This is a genomic window from Tannerella forsythia 92A2, from assembly GCF_000238215.1.
GTDB classification, from domain to species: Bacteria; Bacteroidota; Bacteroidia; order Bacteroidales; family Tannerellaceae; genus Tannerella; species Tannerella forsythia.
Map to the genome: position 1 here is coordinate 2,428,776 of NC_016610.1, position 23,514 is coordinate 2,452,289.

Here is a 23,514-nt window from a genome sequence, read left to right on the forward strand (position 1 = left end):
GCCCTTTATTCGGTGATTAAAAATTCAATGTTACTCCCATCAGCGAGGTAAACGGACGGGGATAGAGGTCGCGGTCAATGCCGTAGTTCAATCCCGTGCCCGAACCGGTAATCAGTTCCGGATCGAGCCCTTTATATCCGGTAATGGTAAAGACGTTCTGCACGGCGGCGAAAACGCGTCCGGAGCCCAGCTTTTTCAGGTTGAAGGAGTAGCCGAGCGTGATGTTGTCGCACTTGAGGAACGAGGCGTTTTGCACGAAATAGTCTGACATGTAGAAGTTGCCTTCGCCCTGCCAGTTGTTTGCGAGCGTCATCGTCGGTCGGTTGATCAGGAATCCCGACGGGGCATACAGCTGGCTCAGGTTACTGCTGCTCGACTCTACGTCGTTATAAACATAGTTGTTCAGGCTCGTGCGGAGTGTAAAGCTGAAGTCCCATGCCTTGTAAAGCATCTTCGACGAAAGTCCCATCAGCACATCGGCCGTCGGTTTTTTGTAGAAATACTTGTCGCTCTCGTTGATGATGCCGTCGCCGTTACGGTCGACGAATGTGTTTTCGATCGGCTTGCCTTTCTCGTCGTAGACCTGCTGGTAGACGTAGAACGCATACGCCGGATGCCCGACGGCATGAGCCTGCACCTTGTTTCCCGTACCATACGAAATTCCTCCGGTAGAAACGTAGTAGCCTTCGCCGTCGCCGCTTGTGAGCTTTGTGATTTTGTTTTTGTTATACGTCAGGTTGAATCCGATGTCCCACGTAAAATCTTTCTGCACGACGGGTTTGGCATGGATCGAAAATTCGACTCCCCGGTTTTCCAATGAACCGATATTGGCGTTCACCTGATTCTTGAAGTTCGTTCCGGCCGAGACGTAGACGTAGTTGATCAGGTCGTCCGTCCTGCGATAGTAGTAATCGACAGCCCCCGAGATCCGGCCGTTCATAAGGCCGAAGTCGAGTCCGGCGTTGCTGGTCGTCGTCTTCTCCCATTTCAGGTTCTTGTTGTAGGCGTCGGGGCGATACGATTCGCCTTTGCCGTAGCCGATGGGATAGTAGGCAAATCCTTTGTTGGCCGTGTAAGAGGCGAAATACGAATAATCCGAGCCGATGTTTTGCTGTCCGGTCACCCCGTATCCCAAACGGAGCTTCAGGTCGGACAGCGCGTCGATATCTTTCAGGAATCCTTCCTCCTTCATCTTCCAGCCGAAAGCGAACGAGGGGAAAGTGCCCCAGCGATGATCTTTATGGAAACGCGAAGAACCGTCGCGGCGAACCGTTGCCGTAAACAGATACTTGCCGGCCAGCGTGTAGTTCAGACGTCCGAAGAACGAAACGAGGAAGTTCTCCGAAGCCCACTCCTTATGTGACGGAGAATATTCCTTGCCGGGATTGATCGTGTTCGTTTTCGGATAATATCCCGTATAGCGGTTGTTGCCCTCGCGATGGAAATGTTGCCATTCGTAACCCGCCATAGCGTCGAGGTTATGAATCCCGGCCGATTTCACATATTGCAGATACGTATTGAACGACAGGTTGTACTTGTCGATTTCCTCGAAGCCGTAGCTGCCGTAGTAATTGTTTGTGAACGAATAGGGGCTTACATCCGTCGTCTGCTTTCCGGTCGAGAGGTCCATCCCTCCGTTGGCGTGGATACGCAGATCGGGGAGGAAGTGAAACTTATAATCGACCTCGAGATTCCCGACGAGTGATTTCGATTTCGAGCGGTCGTTCTTGAGTTCGAGCAGCGAGACGGGATTAGCCGGCGCCAGCGAGTTGTTCGTCACCGTCCATGTGGGGTCGTTGAGCGCCTTCCCGTCATTCGTCCACTGGAAATACCCTCCGAAATATTTCGGATAGATTTCGCCTTCGCCCATCACCGGATGGGTCGGGTCCATGCGGGTGGCCGTGCCTACCGCTCCGGCATCGGCAAAACGGGACTGTGCATACATCCCTTTCAGGTTTCCGTTCAGCTTCAACATCCCGTCGAAGAACGAGGGCGAGAGGTTGAGCGATGCCGTGTACCGCTCGAAGTTCGACGTTTTGAGGATACCGTTCTGGTTCGTATAACCGATCGATACACGGAAAGGCGTCGTACCCAGACCACCGTACATGCTGATGTTATGGTCGGTCGAGAAGGCAACCCGGTAGATTTCTTTTTGCCAGTCGGTGTTCGCGTTGCCCAGCGCCTTGTATGCGTCGCTGCTTTCGCCGTATTGCTGCTTGATGCGTGCGCGGTATTCGTCGGCGTTCATGACTTCGATTTTGTCTTTTGCGTTACTCATCGAGACGTTGCCGTCGTAGGTGATGCGCACTTTCGACTTGCCGCCTTCGAGCGCGCCTTTCTTCGTCGTGATGATGATCACGCCGTTCGAGGCGCGTGAACCGTAGATGGCTGTAGCCGAAGCATCTTTCAGCACCGTAAAGGTTTCGATGTCGTTCGGGTTCACCATGGAGAGCGGGTTGGAGAGCCCTTTGACACCGTCGTTATCCATGGCCAGCCCGTCGATAACGATCAGCGGGTCGTTATTGGCATTCAGCGACGAACCGCCGCGGATGCGGATCGTGGCGCCGCCGCCCGGCGTACCGCCGCTCGACACCACATTCACCCCGGCAATCTTCCCGGCCATCAAATCTTGTGCATTCGTCGTCAGTCCGCGATTCATCTTGTCCGGCTTGATGGCTGTCACGGAACCTGTCGCATCGTCTTTCTTGACCGAACCGTAGCCGATTACGACGACTTCTTCCAGCATCTCCGAATCTTCCCGTAAAATAATCCGCATAGGGTCTTTCGTAGCGTTGACTTCCTGCGGTTTGTAACCGATGTAAGAAACAACGATCACGGCCTTCTCATCGACCGACAGTGTAAAATGACCGTCCAGATCGGTGATGATCCCGTTAATCGTGCCTTTCTCCACTACATTCGCACCGATGACCGGTTCGTTCATCTCATCGACAACAGTACCTTTGACCGTTATCTTCTGCGCATAGCCGCCGGCTGCAAAAAACAATGCGACGAGCAGCAGACAGATACTTCTCTTCCGAGAGAATCGTTCTTTTTTATTCATATCCTTGCTGTTTTAGATTTTATTTCTGTTCCATGATACTGATGGCATATCCTCCGCCCGATGCCGCGCGGAGCGTTAGCTTCGACTTGTTGGTCACCTTCATCTGCTTGATGGTGTACGCCTGCGGATTCTTTTCGTAGTGCGCCGTCGGGGCGTCGGCATAGATCGTGGCCGTGTACTTGCGCCCCGGGTCGAGGAAGTCGAGCGAGACATTCGACAGATGTCCGTCCTCGTTGGCCGTGCAGCCTACGAACCAGTTGTTTGTGCCCTTGGCCTTGCGCGCCACGGTGATGTAGCGCCCCGGCTCAGCTTCCAAGTATTTCGAGTCGTCCCAGTCGATGGCCACGTCTTTGATGAACTGGAACGCGTCCATAAAGCGTTCGTAGTTCTCCGGCAGGTCGGCCGCCATCTGCAGCGGGCTGTACATCGTCACATACAGCGCCAACTGCCGTGCGAGGGTCGAATGTACGTATGAATTGTTGCCCGGGTTCACTTTCTCGAGCCGTGTTTCAAAGATGCCGGGCGTATAGTCCATCGGGCCGCCCATCAGTCGTGTGAAGGGGAGGATGGTTGTATGGAAGACCTTGTTGCCGCCGAACGATTCATATTCCCCGCCGCGGGCCGCCTCGTTACCGATCAGGTTCGGATACGTCCGGCAAAGCCCCGTCGGGCGCACCGCTTCGTGTGCGTTGACCATGATCCGGTGTTCGGCCGCTTTTTTGACCGCATATAAATAATGGTTCACCATCCATTGCCCGTAATGGTATTCGCCGCGGGGGATGATATTGCCCACATAACCGCTTTTGACGGCGTTGTAGCCATAGTCGTTCATTAACTTATAGGCCTTCTCCATCTGGCGTTCGTAGTTTCGCACGGAGGATGACGTCTCGTGGTGCATCATCAGCTTCACGCCCTTCGAGTGCGCATATTCGTTGAGCGCCTTGAGGTCGAAGTCGGGATAAGGCGTAACGAAGTCGAAGACGTAATCCTTCGAGTTCCCGAACCAGTCCTCCCAACCGATGTTCCAGCCTTCGACCAGTACCTGATCGAAGCCGTGCTTCGCGGCAAAGTCGATGTAGCGGCGCACCTTTTCGTTGTTGGCCGCATGCGTGCCGTTCGGCTTCATTTTCGTATAGTCCGTGACGTCGAGGTGCACCGACGGCAAGTCGTTGGTATAAGCCCACGTGGATTTCCCCGAAATCATTTCCCACCATACCCCGATGTATTTCACCGGACGAATCCACGACACATCGTCGAGCTTGCACGGTTCGTTCAGATTCAGCGTCAGATGAGAGGCGAGGATACGGCGTGCGTCGTCGCTGACGATCACTGTACGCCACGGCGTGTGACACGGGGTTTGCATATATCCTTTTTTCCCTTGCGCATCCGGCGTCAGCCACGACTGAAACGTCAACGTTTGATCGTCGAGATTGAGCGACATGCACGGGTAGTCGACAAGAGCAGCCTCATGCAAGTTGATGTAAAGCCCGTCATCGGACTTCATCATCAGCGCCGTCTGCACGCCCGTAGGTGAAAATGGCGTTTGCGACGTGTTCGGCGTGATGGCCGTTTGCATCAGTCCGCGTATCTCCGTCAAGCGCGATTCCGTGTAGTCGTATTCCTGCGTATCGTAATCGCCCGGGATCCAGAAGGCTTTATGATCGCCCGCCATCGCAAACTCCGAATATTCTTCCTTAATAACAAAATAGTTCAGGCTCTTCTGTTGCGGAAATTCGTACCGAAAGCCCAGTCCGTCGTCATAAAGGCGGAAACGTATGACCATGGTGCGGTCGCCGTCGGCCTGATGAAGCGTCGCGGTCATCTCGTTATAATGATTGCGTATCGCTTTCACTTCGCCCCAGACAGGCGTCCAGGTCTCGTCGAACGTTACGGTTTCGACACCTTTCAGCGTAAACGCTTTACGCAACGAGAATCCTTCGATTTCGAGACCGAGCCTGCTCGGTTTGATCACCGGCTTCCGTTTGTACGTCAATTCGTAAACAGGGGTACCTTCGCCGTTCACCTCGAAACGCATCAACAGGTTTCCGTCCGGCGATTTCAACTCTTCCGCACGCATCGTAAAAGGTGCGGACACAAGAAAAGAGAATAGAAAAAACAGCTTTTTTCGTAGATTTATGCTCTTCATGTCAATAAAAAATTAATAATCGGAAACAAAGATATACTCCTAAAAGCTGTTATATTTTTCGAATGAAACCGAATATAAATAAAACAGGTCTTATATAAATCGTAAAATATTGTTCGTTTGTTATTTGTCGACTTTTATAGAGTAAAAAAATATAAATGGAATAATGATGAAAACAGTGCGACCGCTTTCTCCGAAGGACGTGTTTTTACGTTTTTTGTAAAATAATCAAGTCTTGAAACTGGTCGGTCTTACGGTGCGGATTACTCCATCGACCGGGTTCCATACAAACCATCTGTAATTGACTGTCGGTAATCATCGACGATAAAAATTCCAGATCGTATGCTACGTTGGCCTCTTTTACTTTTTCGTCGAGGAACGCATATCCGTCATGCCGGTATTTGAAAGAAAATTCGCCGGTACGTCCGGCCTCTATATTCTGTTTGGCTTCTTCGTCCAGAATAAAAAAAGTTGCCACGCAGTAGCCTCCCTTTTTCAGGACACGGTAAATCTCCGATAAATAGTTGTTAATGTCTTCCGGAATCATATGGGAGAAAACAGAGAAGAGGGTCACGACATCAAACTGACTGCTTTCATACGGAAAAATGAAATCTTTAGCGCTTGTCTCTGTGCTCAGGTTGTATAAGTCGTTCTTTAAATCGACATGCTTGAAGATAAAATTCGGATACCTCGGGGTAATATGCTTCCGGCACCAGTTCACCCCTTTTTTCACAAGATCAAACCCTTCGAATCGGCCGTCGGCGTTCAGATAGTCTGTCATGGCGACGGCTAACCGGCCGATACCGCTGCCGACATCGAGCACGGCCGCATCAGGTTGAATGCCGGTGTGCCGAAGAACGGTTTCCCGCTGGAGTTTTCCCTGTTCGACAAAGTCACCGCTGCCGATAAAAATCATGCCTTTGGGAGGTATCATAGCATCCCGTTGGGCAAACAAGTCGCCCGGGAGATAATACAATCGTCTTAAAACCAATCGACCGCGCGGTGGGATTCGATAATAAAACCATCGCAGGATAGCATGTGTGCTCATATTTTTAACCGTTATATTTTGGATATGCGGCGGCAAAGCTAATGATTACGGGTTAATCTCGCAAACAGACAGGGTGAGGAAGCAGGCAATTCATGAACTGCCTGCGGCCGGAAGGTGTGTTGATGCAGCCATCATTCGCTCTTAAGGGTGATAACGTTTAAGTGATATCTTCATGCAAGTCATCTTTGGCGTCGTCCGGTTGCTGTTTTGTTCGATTAAAATTATCATGTAACTTTGCCGCATGAAATTCGAGCTCGTACAAACAGACTCGCAGTCGCAGGCGCGTGCCGGAGTAATGACGACCGATCACGGGATCATCGAAACACCCATCTTTATGCCCGTCGGAACGCAAGGCACGGTCAAAGCCGTCCATATTCCCGAACTGGAGCAGGACATCCGTGCACAGATTATTCTGGGTAATACGTATCATCTCTACCTCCGCCCGGGACTTGATATCCTCGAGAAGGCGGGGGGATTGCATAAATTTAACGGTTGGAATCGCCCCATTCTTACGGATAGCGGCGGTTTTCAGGTGTTTTCGCTGGCCGAAAACCGGAAGCTGACTTCCGAAGGGGCTGAGTTTCGCTCTCATATCGATGGTAGCAAGCATTTTTTTTCGCCCGAAAGAGTGATGGATATTGAACGTACCATCGGAGCGGATATCATGATGGCTTTCGATGAATGTTGTCCGGGAGATGCCGACTACGGATATGCCGAGAAATCGCTCGATCTGACTGAACAGTGGCTGAAACGCTGTGTGAAACGGTTTAACGAAACGGAACCGAAATACGGATACGGCCAATGTCTTTTCCCCATTGTACAGGGGTGTGTCTATCCCGATTTGCGCACACGGGCAGCCGAAAACGTAGCTGCAATCGGAGCCGATGGGAACGCGATCGGCGGACTGGCGGTAGGTGAACCGACAGAGAAAATGTACGAAATGGTCGAACTGGTCAACGGCATTCTGCCGAAAGACAAGCCGCGCTACCTGATGGGAGTCGGTACGCCGGTGAACCTGCTCGAAGCCATCGAACGGGGCGTGGATATGTTCGACTGTATCATGCCGACACGCAACGGGCGTAACGGTCAACTCTTCACTCGATTCGGTACGATGAACATGCGCAACCGCAAATGGGCCGACGATTTTTCGCCGATCGATCCGGATGCGCATTCGTATGTCGATACGCTTTACAGCCGTGCTTACCTGCATCATCTGTTCAAAGCGGATGAGCTGCTGGCGCTCCAGATCGCTTCCGTCCATAACCTCGCGTTTTACCTGTGGCTGGTTCGAGAGGCGCGGCGGCATATCATCGCGGGCGATTTCACGACGTGGAAGAACAGCATGATCGGACCATTATCGCAACGAATCTGAAATGCGGAAAGACGGTTTCAGACTGACAAGGATTGATCGGTATATCATCCGGAAATTTCTGGGTACTTATATCTTCACTATTCTGTTAGTGATTGCTATTACCGTTGTCTTTGATTTCAACGAAAAAATCGATCATTTCATCGGGCCTAACGCTACGGCTACGACACACGGAATCATTTTCGATTATTACCTGAATTTCATTCCTTATTTTATCAGTATCTTCAGTCCGCTATTCACATTTATCACTGTGATCTTCTTTACCTCACAACTGGCCGACAGGTCTGAAATCATCGCCATGCTCGCCAGCGGCATCAGCTTTCGCAGACTGATGCGCCCGTATCTGATCTCGGCAACCATCATTGCATCGGCCAATTATGTGCTGAACGCCTATATCATTCCTCCGGCCAACGTTATCCGTATCGACTTTCAGAACACGCACATCAGGGATAAGAAAGTATCGTCGGCAAGGAATATCCAGCTCGAGATTGAACCGGATGTCTTTGCTTATTTCGATCGCTACGACGCTTCCTCTTCCATGGGGTATCGATTTTCGATAGACAAATTTAAAGACAAGGAATTAGCATCAAGGCTGACGGCCCAGTCCATCAAATACGATTCGCTGTACACATGGACGATCATCGATTATGTGATTCGTGACTTTGACGGGATGCGCGAAAGAATCTCGGCCGGTACGCGGAAAGATACGACCTTGACTTTTATGCCTTCCGATTTTCTTGTTTCCGAAAGTGACTGTGAAACGATGACAATGCCCCAATTGGCACGGCACATTAAACGGCAGAAAGAAAGGCGTCTCGCCAATATCCAGCTTTTTGAAATCGAATATCATCTGCGGATTGCAACAATCATGTCGTTTTTTATCCTGACTCTTATCGGTGCTTCACTCTCTTCACGTAAGATGAAGGGAGGAATGGGACTGAATATCGGGATTGGGTTCGCCTTGAGTTTTTCGTATATCCTGTTCTCCAAAATTACATCGACTTTTGCCATCAGTGGGTATGTCAGTCCGATGGTGGCTGTCTGGATACCCAATATCCTCTATTTGTTTATTACGATTTTTCTTTACCGGAAGGCGCCGCGATGAACGTGCTTTGCGGTTTGCAAAAAAAATCGTTCTTTTGTATTCGTATTCTTCGTCGGATACAAAAACAATAAAGAAGAAAATTTATGCGCACGTCTGCTCTTCAATATCTTTACCTTCAGAAACCGGTAAGTACGGTGATATTCGTCTGTCTGTTCTCGATCCTCCCGTGGATTGCGACGGGCGATTTTTCGACTAAAGGCGAACCGCGCGAAGCTGCCGTGGCCGTGTCAATGCTCGAAACGGGTAACTGGACACTGCCGACCGTTTACGCCGATGAGTTTGCCTATAAACCGCCGATGGCGCATTGGCTCATGGCAGCCTGCTCATTGCCGCAAGGCTATGTGAATGAGCTGACAGCCCGCTTGCCTTCGGCGATAGCTTATACGGCACTGATGGCCATCGTACTGATCTTCTTCGGTCGTCGTATGCGTTTTCAAGAAGCATTCATCGCCGTTTGTTTGCTGTTTACCTGTGTCGAGATTCATCGCGCGGGGATGACGGCGCGTGTCGATATGGTGCTGACCACGTTCATGGTGGCCGGACTGATACAAATGTACCGATGGGAGGAAAAACTATCCCTGAAAGGATTGCCTGTGGGGGTTCCGTTACTGTTCAGTGGGGCTGTGCTCACGAAGGGACCGGTCGGTATCATTTTACCCCTGTTCGTCTTTGGCGTCTATCTGCTGATGTTGCAGAAGTACAGTTTGCTTCGTATATTCAAGACGCTGCTTTATACGGGCGTATCGTCGTTGTTTATTCCCATGCTCTGGTATATTGAAGCGTGGAAGCAGGGGGGCAATGATTTTTTAAACGTTGTGCTGGCCGAAAACTTCGGACGTTTTTTTCATTTAAGCGAGGCTAATATATCGTATGATCTGGGACATAAGGAAGGGTTCTGGTACAACTTCGTTACGTTAGCTGCCGGTTTTATGCCGTGGACCTTGTTGCTCTTTTTCTCTCTTTTCGGGGTGAGTTGGCGTAAGCCGCAGGGAAGTTTCGGAAGATGGGTCAGAAACGCATGGAACACGATTTTGTCACTCGATAAAATACGCTTGTTCAGTCTGGTGGCTTCTGTTTGTATCGTGTTCTTCTACATGTTACCAAGTAGCAAGCGGAGTGTTTACCTGATGCCGGCTTATCCGTTTATCGCGTTGTTTATGTCGCAAGCTATTCTATATCTGACGGAGCATCGTTCGAAGCTGACCCGTGTCTTTGCCGGCGTCTTAACAGCTGTGGCGTCTGTGGCTTTCGTTACGGCCCTGCTTAGTATGACAGGAACAGTAGACCTTGCAGCGTTGGCAAGCCAGTATACATCAGGAGTTTCTGTCTTACAGACCATCGAAGCGGTCGGACAGGCTTTCCATCCCTCAGTCTCGACCATCATCGTGCTGGTACTGCTGCTGACTGCCTTATTGATAAGTTATTACCAACTATTTAAGAAGATCAACATCAAGATGTTGTATGCCTCTATCTTTTTGATCTTCTGTGTTCATCTCTTTATCGACGGCATCGTGATGCGCGGAATCCGAAACGAGAACTCCTCGCGTGCTTTTGCCCAAGAAATCCGTGGCGCATATCCGCTGAATAAGGATAATGTTTTTGTTATGAATAACCTTCGTCATTATACGAACTTGTATGGTTTGAACTTTTATCTTGGTAACTGCTTTCATAATTTTGAAACAGAGCAACCTCAGACGGGCTATTTCTTAGCCGATGAGAGGGACTATCCTAAAATTCTCGAGCGTTATGCCGGAGTATATACCTTTGAAGAATTACGTACATCCGGTCGTATTCTGGCCGACGTAAAAGCACGGGTGGTGTTGTCGCGTTTTGCGAGAAAGTGATCCTGAGATAAACGGACTGTTATCATTTTTCGATGAAAAGTCTGCGGACAAATCATTTTTCGTATCTTTGTCGAGTATACAGTATACTTGTGTGTTGTTGTAAAAGAAAAGAATATGAAACCAATCAATGTCGAGGAACGTGTACAAAAGGCACGTCTTTTATTTTCGGAGGGGTATAATTGTGCGCAGTCCGTATTGTTGGCCTACGCGGATATATGGGGGATAGAACCTTCATTTGCAGCCACTATAGTTGCCCCGTTTGGTGGAGGGATCGGAAAGATGCGCGAAGTATGTGGTACCGTCAGCAGTATGGCTATGATGGCAGGGTTTATGGAACCGGCAGCCGACCCGTCGGACAAAGAGGGCAAGAAGAAAAATTATGCACTGGTGCAGGAGTTAGCAGAGCGGTTTCGTCAGATAAACGGTTCTATCTTGTGTCGGGAACTACTCGTAGTGGAGGAACAGGAAAAACCTGCTCCCTCCGAGAATACATCCGAATCGATCAGGAGACGCCCATGTGTGGAATATGTCGCTACAGCGGCTCGCCTTGTGGGCGAAAAACTTCTGGAACGTTCTTGAGGCATTAGTATCTTATGAAGTAAACAGGAAGAGTTTCGATTGATAGAGGTTTGCTTTTGTAGAACCTGTGTGATGCCTTAAACGTATCAGGAAAATAGGGAAATCGTAGAAAAAAATGAAATCAGGAGGGGAGTTTCGTTCGTAATGACGAATACGGATATCCTCCTCATCCTGATTTTACGATTGATTTTATCCTTTGGACTCGTGCAGGCCGGATTGTTTATTCGACCGGTTCAAAATCATCTTTGCCAACGCCACACAAAGGGCAAACCCAATCGTCCGGAATATCTTCGAACGCTGTTCCCGGATCAATACCTCCATCCGGATCTCCTTCTACCGGATCGTAAATGTAATCACATACGATGCATCTATACTTTTTCATACGTTATTATTTAAAAAAAATTAGGCGGACAAATATAGTGTTTTTTTATTTTTACATTGATAATTGTTCGTGGTGATTTTTTTTGTGTTTATTGCGTTTTTTACAAATCAAAAAACAGGATTTTTAATCTGTCTTTTTTTACAAATTGCAAATGAGGGTTTTATAAACCTTTAATGTTTTCTACTCGTCAGCTGTTCCTTTATATCAGGGAAATAAGCATGGTTTCCGGACCCTTATGGCGTATTCTTTTTTCAAGTATAAAATACAGCGTTGCTTCAGAGGTCTACCTTAATCGTATGACGGCTAAGTTCAGGGTTTTGCATCGATAGAGGGACTGATTTCTTAACCATGTTTACAATAGCTTCTGCCATTTTCCGGCGAACAAAATCACGGCTGACAATCAGGCTGATTTCTCTTACCGAAGTGTCCCCCTTGATCTTGCGAAGATTACCTTGCTTTTCTTCGGGCAGTCCCATGGCGGTCATTTCAGGTATAATCGTCAGGCCTCCATTATAATCTACAATGTTCATCAGCGTATCCAAACTTCCTGATTCATAGCTGACCGTTGGAGATGGTTCGTTTTCTCTTTTCTTTTTACAGAGCGTTTCTGCCTGTCCGCGTAGACAATGAATGTTATTAAGCAACCATACCTTATGAATGTCGATCTCTTTCAGGTCGATTTCGTTACTGTGAAAAAGAGGTTCTCCCGGTGATACATAAGCGTAAAATTTTTCGTAATAGATGGGTTTTTCGATCAGTAAAGGATGATTCAAAGGAGTAACGGCCAATCCTCCGTCTATCCGGTCGCACAGTATATTTTCGATCATCGCTGAGGTAGACACTTCTTCCATCATGAGATTGATTCCCGTATCCGATTCACGGACTCTCTTGAGAAGTTCCGGAACCAGATAAGAAGCGATAGTGGGAATAATCCCCATTTTAAAATCTCCTTTCAGAACATCTTTTTCGTTGTAAACAAGTTCCTTAATCTGATTGAATTGATATACGGACCCTCGCGCCTGATGGATGATTTTTTCTCCGATAGCTGTAGGTTGGACGGGCTGTGTCATCCGATCGAAAATTTTGACTTCCAGCTCATCTTCCAACTTCTGAATCATCATGCTCAAGGTCGGTTGTGTCACCCGACAAGCTTCTGCCGCTTTGGCAAAATGCCGGTAATTATCGACGGCAATAATATATTCTAACTGCTGAATCGTCATCTCTGTACCATTTATTGATAAAATTGATGCAAAGATAGAAATTATCAATTTGACAAAAGGAATTTATAATTGTATCTTTGCATGCAAATAAGATTATTAACAAACACATAAAAAACAGTTAGAATATGAATGCGAAAAAAAAGACAGGTAAAGAAGTGAACAGTGCCGTACAATCGATGATTAACGGATTGAACGATGTACTTGCCAACCGTCAAGTGTATTATGCGAATCTGAGAGGATTGCATTGGGATATCGCAGGAGATAAGTTCTTCGAACTGCACGAGCTGTATGAAGAATATTACAATGAAGAAGCAGCGGCCATCGATCAGGTAGCAGAGCGCATTGCCATGTTGGGCGGCCATCCTGAAAACCGCTTCTCGGAGTATCTGAAACAGTCGGATATTAAAGAGACGCATCATGTATCGGATTGGGAAAAAGGAGTCAACCAGGTACTTGATTCGATGAAGACCTTGCGCGAGAAATACCGGAACCTTGTTAAATTGGCGACTGAAGCCGACGATTACGGTACGGTTGCATTGGCCAGTAAGCATCTTGCTGCTATTGAAGCGCGCTTGTGGAAGTTGACGGCTTATATGGCGTAATATAGATCGCTTACTGAGAGCAATAAAGAAGGTGTGTCGAAACATATCGTTATGACACATCTTCTTGTCTTTTATAGCATCAGTGTTGCTCGTTTATTAACGCTTTGACCTCCGGCGTTTCGGTATGATTTTCGATATAGAGGGTTCTGGAGGGGAAGGCGAAGTTCAGGCCCTCCTCGTTAAACGAACGAAGTATCTCGAAATTGACGGTCGAGCGTGTCCCGAAAATATCCGCTCCCTTGCGAATGAAATAAACGAAACGGATCACAAGCGACGAATCTGCAAAATTCGCGAATGCCACATTTAGACCGTTTTCTTCCACATCCGGCACCTTATGAGGAATCTTTCGTAAAATTTTGACGGCTTTCTGCATCTTTTCGGGTGTAGTATCATACGTCAGTCCGATCTCCATGACAATACGCCGCGCAGGCTCTGAAGAGATATTGGTGATTAAGGCATCAATCAATTTGTAGTTCGGGATAATGACGATCCGCTTGTCATACGTCTCAAGTCGTGTACTTCTTAATCCGATATCGACAACGGTGCCTTCCATCTGATCGAAACTGATCACATCGCCGATTTGGAACGTTTTGTCGGTAAAAATGGTAATTCCGCCGAAGATATTTTTGATCGTATCCTGTGCAGCGAGTGCAAAAGCAATCCCTCCGATCCCCAACGTTCCGATCAAGGTGGTTACGGTTACACCGATATTGTGCAGTCCGATCATTCCACCGATAAACCAAACGAAAATAAGTACTCCGCGTTTGATGACGGGGAGGAGCTTCCGGTCGATGTTAAAGGGGCTTTTTCGTCCATCATTCTTTTTGTCTCCCAGATTTTCTTCAAGTAATCCTGTGAAGAGCCGGGCAAAGAACCACGTTACGTTGAGCGTGATTAATACTTCATAGACATTTTTGAGCGTTTTATGAAATGTATCACCCAATGTCAGACGATCAAGGGATATCCATATCGCAAATAGTATGATGCCCATGTAAACAGGTTTTTCAAAGGCAGTGATCAGTATATCGTCAAGGCGTGTACGACTCTTAGCGGTAACTTTTCGGATGATCTTCTTGATGATCATAGAAATGAACTTATTAGTAAGAAGAGCGCCAATAATAACAAGTAGAGATATTCCCCAGTCCTGCACTGAGTTGCCGTAGTAAAGTGTATCCAACATCATGGTGTTTTTTTTATGATTTGTAAAATTCTATTGTTGAAGAATGTAATCTGTTTATAAGCTCATCTTTGTTGCATGCAAAGATACAAAAGAATGAAAAATACCAAGACTAACCGTCAATTCATCGGATGAGAGAAACAGTGGAATAGAAGTCCTACCCATTGTTGACGGATGTGTATATATCGTTGATAACGAGGCTTGACAAGGTGAATCCAAATATCGCTGTGATGTGTGCCAATGTACCGTTGATACGTGCTCTTTGTGTATCCCCTTCCGGCAATGAGGTGGCTCTGTCGGGAAGAAAGTCCCGGTTGTTGAGAACTTCGTCACTAAAGACACAGACGAATTTCTTTTCGGGCAATTGACCTTTTTTCAATTTCCGGCGCAAGGCTGCAGCCAATGGACATCCTTGTACTTTCCAAAATTCCGCCGTACGGATACGCGACGGGTCCATCTTTAAGGCTGCCCCCATGCTGGAAAAGAATACGGCATCCGTGTGCGTCGCTGTCCGTATCAGGTGCGTTTTTTCTTCCAAACTGTCTATGGCGTCGAGGATGTAGTCGTAGGAATCGAGATGAAAAGAGGCGGAGGTATGGGCATTATATCTCCCTTGAATAGCTGTAATTTCTGCCTCCGGATTGATCTCGAGAAGACGTTTTTTCAGCACATTTACTTTGGCTTCCCCTACGGTAAGCGTCGTGGCTGGAAGTTGACGGTTGATATTTGTTCCGCTTACGCAGTCGGAATCGACAAGGGTCAAGTGATAGATGCCGCTGCGTATCAGACTTTCGGCACACCAGCTACCTACTCCTCCAACCCCCAGCAAGATCACTCGTGCGGCATTCATGTACCGCATCGCATCCGCACCGATCAATAACTCGGTACGTTCAAAGTTTGTTTTCCCCGACATCTCTACATGGTCCAAATAACTCCGGCGCAAAGATAAGGATAAAACAAAAGAACACGTTTATATATGCGCTTTGACTGCTTGGCTGCATGGATAGAATGAATGTTGAGCACTTGTGTATTTATGATGAATCAATTTTTATTAATAGGATTTTAGTAACATCGCTCGACAATTTTAGGGATAAAAATCACCAGACCAACGATAGCTGCTGTGATAGCCATGATCAGTACGGCGCCGGCCGAAAAGTCTTTTACTCGTTTGATACGTTTGTCATATTGAGGGGATACGGCATCTGATAATTCTTCAATGGCCGTGTTGAACGTCTCTCCTGCAAATACTCCGCCGGCTGCAAGGACAACAGCGATCCATTCCGTCGACGATAGCCGGAAATACATCCCTGCTACAACGACGCATATGAGTGCACAAATGTGTACTCGTGCGTTTTGTTCTGCACAAATCACTTGACGGACCCCCCGTACGGCATAGCTGAAACTCCGGAATAAACGCCGGATAGAAAATTTTTTCTTCTCTTGAATCATGCTTCAAAGGTAGGGTAAAATTCCGAACGTACCATTATATTTCATCCCGATGTGTGTGACTTTCGTTTAATATCCAAATTTACAAACTTTTTTGTCGAAGAGTCCGTGAAAGGTAATACTTTTAAGGGCTCTTGTAGGTGCTTATTCATCCTAAGGTTGCAGAATACTCCGAAGTTTTGCAGTCCAAACGAACTATCCGGTTTTCGATGTAATAGAGATGAAGCGTACTTCCCTGTTTTACACATTTCCGTACGAAAAGAGGTGTCTAATGTACGATTTTACCCCCTTTGCATTCTTTTCGGCTCCTATATTTGTCCCGCAAATCATGATATAATTTAAGAACACATCTAATAAAATAATAAGAGAAGATACTTCATGAAAGTAAACGTTTTTTTGATTTCGGCGTTTCTGTTTCTCGTTTTTTTCGGTTGTAGTCCGAAAGAGACGACTTTGCGGAATACGGAGATATGTTCGGAAGAAGATTCTGTTTCGTCGGTCATACGAACAGCTATGCAACAAATCGGATTCCAAGTACGGTTGATCGAGGAATCCGGACGGATACTTAATCCCAGAACCGTTCACAACGGGAAAGTACAATACATCTCGAAGGACGATTGGACAAGCGGATTCTTTCCCGGTACGCTTTTTTATATGTATGATCTGACCGGAGAGGAGTGCTGGAAGGTCACAGGCGTAAAATATACGGAAGACCTTGATTCGGTAAAATATCTCAAATGGCATCATGATGTGGGTTTTATGATCAATAGTAGCTTTGGAAATGCGTTACGGGTCACCGGTAACGAAGCATACAAAGAGGTGCTGATCGAAGCGGCCAAATCATTGGCGACGCGGTTTCGCCCGACAGCCGGCGTGATTCAGAGCTGGGATGAAGACCGGGGCTGGCAAGGTAAACGCGGGTGGATGTGTCCGGTCATTATCGATAATATGATGAACCTCGAGTTGCTTTTTAAGGCTACAGCGCTGTCCGGAGATTCTGCATATTATAAAATAGCAGTATCGCATGCCGATGTAACGATGGATAATCATTTCAGAGAAGACGGTAGCTGTTATCATGTAGTCGATTACGATAAAAAACAAGGAGGTGTGCGCGGCAAATATACTGCACAGGGCTATGCCGACGAGTCGTCGTGGGCGCGTGGGCAGGCATGGGCTATCTACGGATATGCCGTTTGCTATCGCTATACAAGAGATCAGCGTTATCTTGAAATGGCCGATAGAATCTATCGTTTTATGTTCCGTCATAAGAATTTACCGGAAGACCTGGTCCCTTATTGGGACTATGATGCTCCTTGTATCCCCAACGAACCGCGCGATGCATCGGCTGCCGCTATCACGGCTTCGGCACTGTATGAACTGGCATCGTTCGGGAAGACGGATTACAGGGTAACGGCCGACAAAATTATTCGTTCTTTGTCGAGCTCTTCTTACAAGGCTATCGTGGGTACGAACGGAAATTTCCTGCTGATGCACTCTGTGGGTAGCATCCCGCACAATAACGAAATCGACGTGCCTTTAAACTATGCCGATTATTATTTTCTCGAGGCGCTGATTCGAAAAAAGAACATGAAATAATTTATCCACATACAATTAGAAAAGGAAATACCATATTACAAAACATTCAAATGAATCATGAAGAAAACAGTTAACGATTTTTGGAGAAGATGTATCCTTGCATGCATCGGACTATTGCCTCTGTATGTTTTCGCTCAGAGCGGAATCACGGTACGCGGTTCGGTTTCCGACACACGGAAAGAGCCTGTTATCGGTGCAACAGTTATCGTCAAAGGCAATGTAAATCAAGGTACAATTACCGACATGGACGGTCGGTACGAACTTAGGGATGTACCATCGGGAGCTACGTTAGTGTTCAGCTACATCGGTACGAAAACGCAGGAAATTGCAGTCGAAGGGCGATCGACCATCGATGTTATCCTGTCGGAGGATGATCAACTGCTCGACGAAGTAGTTGTTGTAGGCTACGGTACGCAGAAGAAAGTCAATCTGACGGGGTCGGTTGCATCAATCAACATGAACGAACTGACTGAAAGTCGTCCAATCACCAACACCTCTCATGCGCTGGCCGGTATGGTGGCCGGAGTATCGGTACGTTCCGGAAAAAATCAACCGGGCGATGACAATGCCGGCATTTTGGTGCGCGGACAGGGAACGCTTAACTCCTCAGCGCCACTGATCATTATCGACGGGGTCGAGGCAGGTATCAACACGGTCAATCCGCAGGATATCGAGTCGATGTCCGTACTCAAAGATGCCGCCTCAGCTTCGATCTACGGATCACGGGCAGCCAATGGCGTTGTGTTGATCACAACGAAGCAGGGAAAGGAAGGAGTGGTGAAGATCGATTACAACGGGTATATTTCATCCGAGTCGATCCGCAAGACACTGACCCCCGTTTCGAATTATGCAGACTATATGGAACTGGTCAACGAAGGTTGGAAAAATTCGGGTAAGTCTCGTGTATTTTCCGACAAATCAATCAAAGCATGGCGCGATGATGCCGGACGCAATCCGTTGAAATATCCGAATACGGATTGGGTAGACGAAACATTTCGCCCGTCGGTCTCTACCAATCATACCTTGTCCGTAAGCGGCGGTTCTAAGAATATGCGCTATTACGGCTCCTTCGGTTATTTAGACAATCCGGGGGTCATGGAAAATGCAGGTTTCACCCGTTACAATGCACGTCTGAATCTGGATGCCAACCTCAAATCATGGCTCAAAATAGGGATGCAGCTGAGCGGGTACGTATCGAATATGGGACCGGCGGCAGGTTCTGTTGTTAAGGATGTCTTTACGTACACGTCCGCTACGACGCCGGGCATGGTATTCCGCTCGCCCGACGGCCGTTACGGAGCAATGAATAATCTTGAGGATGCTTCTCAATCGGCCAATAACAATCCGTTGCGGAGACTTAATTCGGTATCCGGAAATACGCGCAAGAACAATATGCGTACACGTTTTTTCGGCGTACTGAATCCCTTCAAAGGTTTCACGATTACAGGTTCGTATTCGTATGAATTTGTAGACCTTTTTCAGGATCGCAAACCCGTATTTCTTGATGGATGGAACTTTACCGATAATACCGTTACATTGCCCGGTGCAGGGAAAACAAGCATCACAAACGTAAGTGATAAGATCGAACGTTTCTTCAACGACCTTGTCGCAAACTACGAAACATCTTTATTCGACAGCCGGATGAACCTGAAAGCAATGGTAGGTGCGAGCCAGGAATTATATCGGGAAAAGAAGTTTTCCGCCCGTCGTTATAACCTGATTGATCCGAATCTGGATGTGATTGATGGCGCAGTGGGTGAATCGTCATCGTCCGGATCACGCACTGAGTGGGTGATGCACTCGCACTTCGGGCGACTTAATCTTGATTGGGATAATAAGTACCTGCTTGAGATTAACTTGCGTACCGATGCCTCTTCACGCTTTGCAAAGAATAAACGCCGAGGTTATTTTCCTTCTGTATCAGGAGCTTGGCGTGTCGACCAGGAAGCGTTTATGGCACCTCTGACGGAAAAAGGATTGTCGAACTTGAAACTGCGCGCTTCGTACGGTTCGCTCGGAAATAATTCGGTAGGCAATTACGATGCCTTATCGACCTATTCCAATATTTTCCATAATCATAAATTAGGTTATGTGCTCAATAATACAGCAATGACCGCCTTGGCACAACCTGCGATTGCTAACCCCGATCTCTCATGGGAATCGACTTATGTTACCGACTTCGGAATCGATTTCGGTTTGGCCGGAAATCGATTGACGGGTACGATTGATTACTTCGATAAAAAAACAAAAAATATTCTGATTAATTTGCCGGCGCCGGCAGTACACGGAACGGTTTCCATTCCCAAACAGAACAGCGCACAGGTAACAAACAGGGGTATCGAAATAACGCTCGGATGGCGTGATCGGATTGGTGATTTCTCATATTCGGCCGAGGTGAATTTTACCCATATTACGAACAATGTGGACAAATTCAAAGGAAAAGAATATTCACTCTCAGGTACGAACATGATTAAAGAGGGTTTGCCGATCAATGCTCAATATATGCTTCGGGTCGACCGCATCATCCAAACGGATGAAGACTTGGCACTCGTGCAGAAAATGATCGATAATGCGCCGGTCGTCAACGGCAAAAAAGTAAATCCGTTTGCCGCTTACGGAAGACCTCAGAAAGGGGATTTGCTTTATAAAGATATCAACGGCGACGGGGTAATCGATGAAAAAGACCGTACCGTCGTAAGCGATGGACCTAATCCCAAATACCATTTCGGGTTGAATCTGGGAGCTTCCTATAAGGGGATCGATTTCTCGGTTCTTCTGCAAGGACAGGCCGGTGTGAAAGTTTACTGGCAACATTCGCCGTATAACACTCCTACAGTCCGCACAGGATACCAAATCAATAAAGCCATAGCCGACGGCCGCTGGTATGAAGGGCGCACGGATGCTACCTATCCGCGTCTGCTCGACTATTCCGACAGGAGGAATACCATAGCCAGTGACTTCTATCTCGAAGACAAAGCATTTCTGAAAATACGCAATATCCAACTCGGATATACATTCCCTAAATCACTGACACAAAAGGTTCGTATTGAGCGTATACGTCTCTATGGCAGTCTTGAGAACTTCTTTACATTTACTAAATACAAGGGATTCGATCCCGAAGTTTCCGGTTTGAATTATCCTTCGATGAAGCAAGCTGTAGCCGGAATTAATCTCTCATTTTAATCCATACCATCATGAAATATAAATATATTCTTTTATCGATGATACAGGCCGCTCTGTTCTTTTCGTGTTATGACCTCGACAGAAAACCGGCCGACGCTCTGGACGAAAATTCGTTCTGGAAAACTCAGACTCATGCCGATCAGGCTATGATGGGTGTTTATGCCCAGATGCAAAACGATCATGTGTTCGGGATTCAGTACGGATTCGACTGTCTCTCCGATATTGGCACCGGTTATGATGATCCTGCGTATTTCCGTATTTCCCGAGGTACTTATAACAGTTCGGAAGATTATTGCGCCAGAAAATTCGCCAACCTCTACGAAGGTGTTGCACGGGCTAATGCCGTGCTGCAGAATGTAGATAAAATTACGATGAGCGATGAATTAAAGGCTCGCTACAAAGGTGAAGCCCGGTTTATGCGAGCATTGTATTATTTTACGCTTTGTGATTTCTATGGAGGGGTACCGCTGTATGACGAGACGACGGTTGTAGCCAAAGATTTTGCGAATATGCTCAAACCCAGAGATACGCAAGAGGCTGTCCATGAATTTATCCTCAAAGACTTAGACGAAGCAGCTCGAACCCTTCCATCAGAGTGGGATATACCGAATCGCGGGAGAGCTACCCGTTGGGCTGCTCTGTCGTTGAAAGGAAAAACACTTCTCTATGGTAAAAAATATAAGGAAGCAGCCGATGTTTTCGAAGAAGTGATCAAAACTTCGGGCATTACTCTTTATCCGGATTATGCTGCTTTGTTTAAGCCCGGTGGCGATGAGAGCTCCGAAATGATTTTTGCCGTGCAAAACATGAGCGGTGTGGGTACCGAGTTCGGTATGCCGATGGCTAAATACATGGGTACACGCGCTGCTTACGGAAGTTGTTGGAATAATGTGATGGCCGCAACGACCTTCGTAGATTCGTATGAATGGAAAGATGGTCGACCGTTCGACTGGGATGAGTTTGTTCCCGGTTTCAAGAATGATAACAAAGTAAAGGATAAAACGTTCCGGGCTTCGTTGACGCCCGATAAAACAAAGGTGAAAGCTTATCCCTCAGCAAAGGAGAAACTGCTTGAAATGTATGCTAAACGCGATCCTCGCATGGCAGCTTCTATCATTTTGCCTTATTCCCGTTACAATGGATGGGTGTCTAATGCCCGTAAAGATTGTGAGTATGTAGTTGCCAGAGGAGTAAATGAGAAAAACGGCTTTATCCGTATCAACGGAAGTATGTCTGACTCATATCCCTGGCGTAAATTCGTTCCTGAATACGATATGGGCGGTTCTCTGACGAACCGCGAGCATACGCCGATCAATTTCCCGATCATCCGCTATGCCGACGTGCTGCTGATGTGTGCCGAATGTCACAACGAAACAGGGAATCAGGCACGTGCCGTCGAGCTGATCAATCAAGTAAGAGCGCGTGTGGAGATGCCTGGCCTGAACAGTGGTCCCGAATGGTTGAAAGCATCGACAAAAGAAGAAGTGTTCAGGCGTATCATGCACGAACGCGCCGTGGAGATGGCCGGCGAAGGGTTACGTTTCAGTGACCTGCGCCGTTGGGATCTCTTAAAGAAACTGCTCGATGGGAAATGGGAAAAGGGTTTCACCGGTGCAAAATACTATCAGCGTGTCGTACGTGACCGTGATTACCTCTGGCCGATACCGATAGAGGAAATCGATAAGAACGACAAATTGGTACAGAACCCTGGCTGGTAATCCTGTCTCGAACAGATAATATATCAGGCCGATTCTGCCGCAAGACAGAGCTTACTGGAAACCGGTAAGCCTGTTTTGCGGCAGATAAATCCGAAATTCTCCCAACGGCGCAGAGCGTCAGTGATGACTTCTTCCTACCGAAGAAAAGATGCGATTTATTTCTTATATTTGTGTGCAAAACAAAACTAATCGAACAAAATGAAGACAAATTATGAACTGCGTTATGCAGCGCATCCCGACGATGCGAAGGCGTATGATACGCAACGACTGAGAAAAGATTTCTTGATTGAGAAAATATTCGTTCCAAACGAGGTAAATATGGTCTATTCCATGTATGACCGGATGGTCGTGGGCGGAGCTATGCCCATAGGGGAAACCCTTCGGCTCGAAGCGATCGATCCGCTGAAACAACCGGTGTTCCTGATGAGGCGTGAGTTGGGTATTTATAATGTCGGAGGCAAAGGGTCCGTGAAAGTCGGTGATGATGTCTTTGAACTCGACTATAAAGAAGCGCTCTATGTAGGTTCGGGTGATCGGGAAGTGTATTTCGAGAGCCTGGATGGAAACCGGCCGGCTAAATTTTATTTCAACTCGGCCACGGCACACCGGAATTATCCTGATAAGAAAGTGACGAAAGCGAATGCCATCGTGATGGAACTCGGCTCGTTGGAGTCCTCGAACCATCGTAGAATCAATAAAATGATTGTGAATGAAGTGCTGCCTACCTGCCAGTTGCAGATGGGGATGACAGAGCTTGCTGTGGGAAGCGTATGGAACACGATGCCCGCACACGTGCATAGCCGTCGTATGGAAGCGTATTTCTATTTCGAGGTACCGGAAGATCAGGCCGTATGCCATTTTATGGGTGAGCCGAACGAAACGAGACACATTTGGATGAGAGGTGATCAGGCAGTGCTTTCACCGGAGTGGTCTATCCATTCGGGCGCCGCAACAAGCAATTATACTTTTATCTGGGGGATGGCCGGAGAAAATCTCGACTATGGTGATCAGGATTTTTCAAAAATCACCGAACTTAAATAG

17 protein-coding genes are annotated in these 23,514 nt (G+C 47.4%); 9 read left to right on the forward strand and 8 right to left on the reverse strand.

The window, feature by feature from the left end:
* Window positions 1–16: 16 nt before the first annotated feature.
* The 3 genes from BFO_RS09850 to BFO_RS09860 form a co-directional block, all read right to left on the reverse strand.
* Window positions 17–3,061, reverse strand: a complete 3,045-nt coding sequence (locus BFO_RS09850; RefSeq protein ID WP_014225567.1) for a SusC/RagA family TonB-linked outer membrane protein — start codon at window positions 3,059–3,061, stop codon at window positions 17–19.
* 19 nt (window positions 3,062–3,080) lie between these two features.
* A complete protein-coding gene (locus BFO_RS09855) occupies window positions 3,081–5,138 on the reverse strand; it encodes a glycoside hydrolase family 97 protein (protein ID WP_244262966.1) in 2,058 nt (685 codons plus the stop codon).
* A 274-nt stretch (window positions 5,139–5,412) separates the two neighbouring features.
* Window positions 5,413–6,252, reverse strand: a complete 840-nt coding sequence (locus BFO_RS09860) for a class I SAM-dependent methyltransferase (RefSeq protein WP_080561807.1) — start codon at window positions 6,250–6,252, stop codon at window positions 5,413–5,415.
* Between the two features lie 241 nt (window positions 6,253–6,493).
* Here BFO_RS09860 and tgt point away from each other — a divergent pair, with 241 nt between their 5' ends.
* The 4 genes from tgt (at window position 6,494) to BFO_RS09880 (ending at window position 11,149) form a co-directional block, all read left to right on the forward strand.
* The gene (gene tgt / locus BFO_RS09865; protein ID WP_014225570.1) at window positions 6,494–7,624 is read left to right on the forward strand and encodes a tRNA guanosine(34) transglycosylase Tgt; all 1,131 of its coding nucleotides are present in this window, start codon (window positions 6,494–6,496) and stop codon (window positions 7,622–7,624) included.
* A 1-nt stretch (window position 7,625) separates the two neighbouring features.
* Window positions 7,626–8,726, forward strand: a complete 1,101-nt coding sequence (locus tag BFO_RS09870) for an LptF/LptG family permease (RefSeq protein WP_014225571.1) — start codon at window positions 7,626–7,628, stop codon at window positions 8,724–8,726.
* An 83-nt stretch (window positions 8,727–8,809) separates the two neighbouring features.
* Entirely contained in the window at window positions 8,810–10,570 is a 1,761-nt protein-coding gene (locus BFO_RS09875; RefSeq protein WP_014225573.1) for an ArnT family glycosyltransferase, read from the forward strand.
* A 114-nt stretch (window positions 10,571–10,684) separates the two neighbouring features.
* Entirely contained in the window at window positions 10,685–11,149 is a 465-nt protein-coding gene (locus tag BFO_RS09880; protein ID WP_041591285.1) for a C-GCAxxG-C-C family protein, read from the forward strand.
* Window positions 11,150–11,369: 220 nt separating this feature from the next.
* Here BFO_RS09880 and rd read toward each other — a convergent pair whose 3' ends face one another.
* Together rd and BFO_RS09890 are read right to left on the reverse strand one after the other, a co-directional pair.
* Window positions 11,370–11,531 carry a rubredoxin gene (rd, locus tag BFO_RS09885; protein WP_014225575.1) on the reverse strand — a complete coding sequence of 54 codons (162 nt, stop codon included), beginning with the start codon at window positions 11,529–11,531 and terminating at the stop codon, window positions 11,370–11,372.
* 275 nt (window positions 11,532–11,806) lie between these two features.
* Window positions 11,807–12,751, reverse strand: coding sequence for a hydrogen peroxide-inducible genes activator (locus BFO_RS09890; protein WP_014225576.1), 945 nt, complete (start codon window positions 12,749–12,751; stop codon window positions 11,807–11,809).
* 125 nt (window positions 12,752–12,876) lie between these two features.
* Between BFO_RS09890 and BFO_RS09895 the strand changes: the two genes are divergently transcribed.
* Entirely contained in the window at window positions 12,877–13,353 is a 477-nt protein-coding gene (locus BFO_RS09895; RefSeq protein WP_014225577.1) for a Dps family protein, read from the forward strand.
* A gap of 79 nt (window positions 13,354–13,432) precedes the next feature.
* Here the strand turns inward: BFO_RS09895 and BFO_RS09900 are convergent, their stop codons facing one another.
* The 3 genes from BFO_RS09900 to BFO_RS09910 all read right to left on the reverse strand — a co-directional run bounded on the left by BFO_RS09900 (window position 13,433) and on the right by BFO_RS09910 (window position 15,979).
* On the reverse strand, window positions 13,433–14,536 hold the full coding sequence (locus BFO_RS09900) for a mechanosensitive ion channel family protein (protein ID WP_014225578.1): 1,104 nt from the start codon (window positions 14,534–14,536) through the stop codon (window positions 13,433–13,435).
* A 151-nt stretch (window positions 14,537–14,687) separates the two neighbouring features.
* Complete coding sequence (locus tag BFO_RS09905; RefSeq protein ID WP_014225579.1) at window positions 14,688–15,443, reverse strand: tRNA threonylcarbamoyladenosine dehydratase; 756 nt, start codon at window positions 15,441–15,443, stop codon at window positions 14,688–14,690.
* Between the two features lie 149 nt (window positions 15,444–15,592).
* On the reverse strand, window positions 15,593–15,979 hold the full coding sequence (locus BFO_RS09910) for a diacylglycerol kinase family protein (protein ID WP_014225580.1): 387 nt from the start codon (window positions 15,977–15,979) through the stop codon (window positions 15,593–15,595).
* A 375-nt stretch (window positions 15,980–16,354) separates the two neighbouring features.
* Between BFO_RS09910 and BFO_RS09915 the strand changes: the two genes are divergently transcribed.
* From BFO_RS09915 to kduI, 4 genes are all read left to right on the forward strand, one after another.
* A complete protein-coding gene (locus BFO_RS09915) occupies window positions 16,355–17,572 on the forward strand; it encodes a glycoside hydrolase family 88 protein (RefSeq protein WP_014225581.1) in 1,218 nt (405 codons plus the stop codon).
* 57 nt (window positions 17,573–17,629) lie between these two features.
* Window positions 17,630–20,755 (forward strand): SusC/RagA family TonB-linked outer membrane protein, encoded by a 3,126-nt coding sequence (locus BFO_RS09920; protein ID WP_014225582.1) that lies wholly within the window; start codon window positions 17,630–17,632, stop codon window positions 20,753–20,755.
* Between the two features lie 11 nt (window positions 20,756–20,766).
* Window positions 20,767–22,473 (forward strand): RagB/SusD family nutrient uptake outer membrane protein, encoded by a 1,707-nt coding sequence (locus BFO_RS09925; RefSeq protein ID WP_014225583.1) that lies wholly within the window; start codon window positions 20,767–20,769, stop codon window positions 22,471–22,473.
* Window positions 22,474–22,671: 198 nt separating this feature from the next.
* Entirely contained in the window at window positions 22,672–23,514 is an 843-nt protein-coding gene (kduI, locus tag BFO_RS09930) for a 5-dehydro-4-deoxy-D-glucuronate isomerase (RefSeq protein ID WP_014225584.1), read from the forward strand.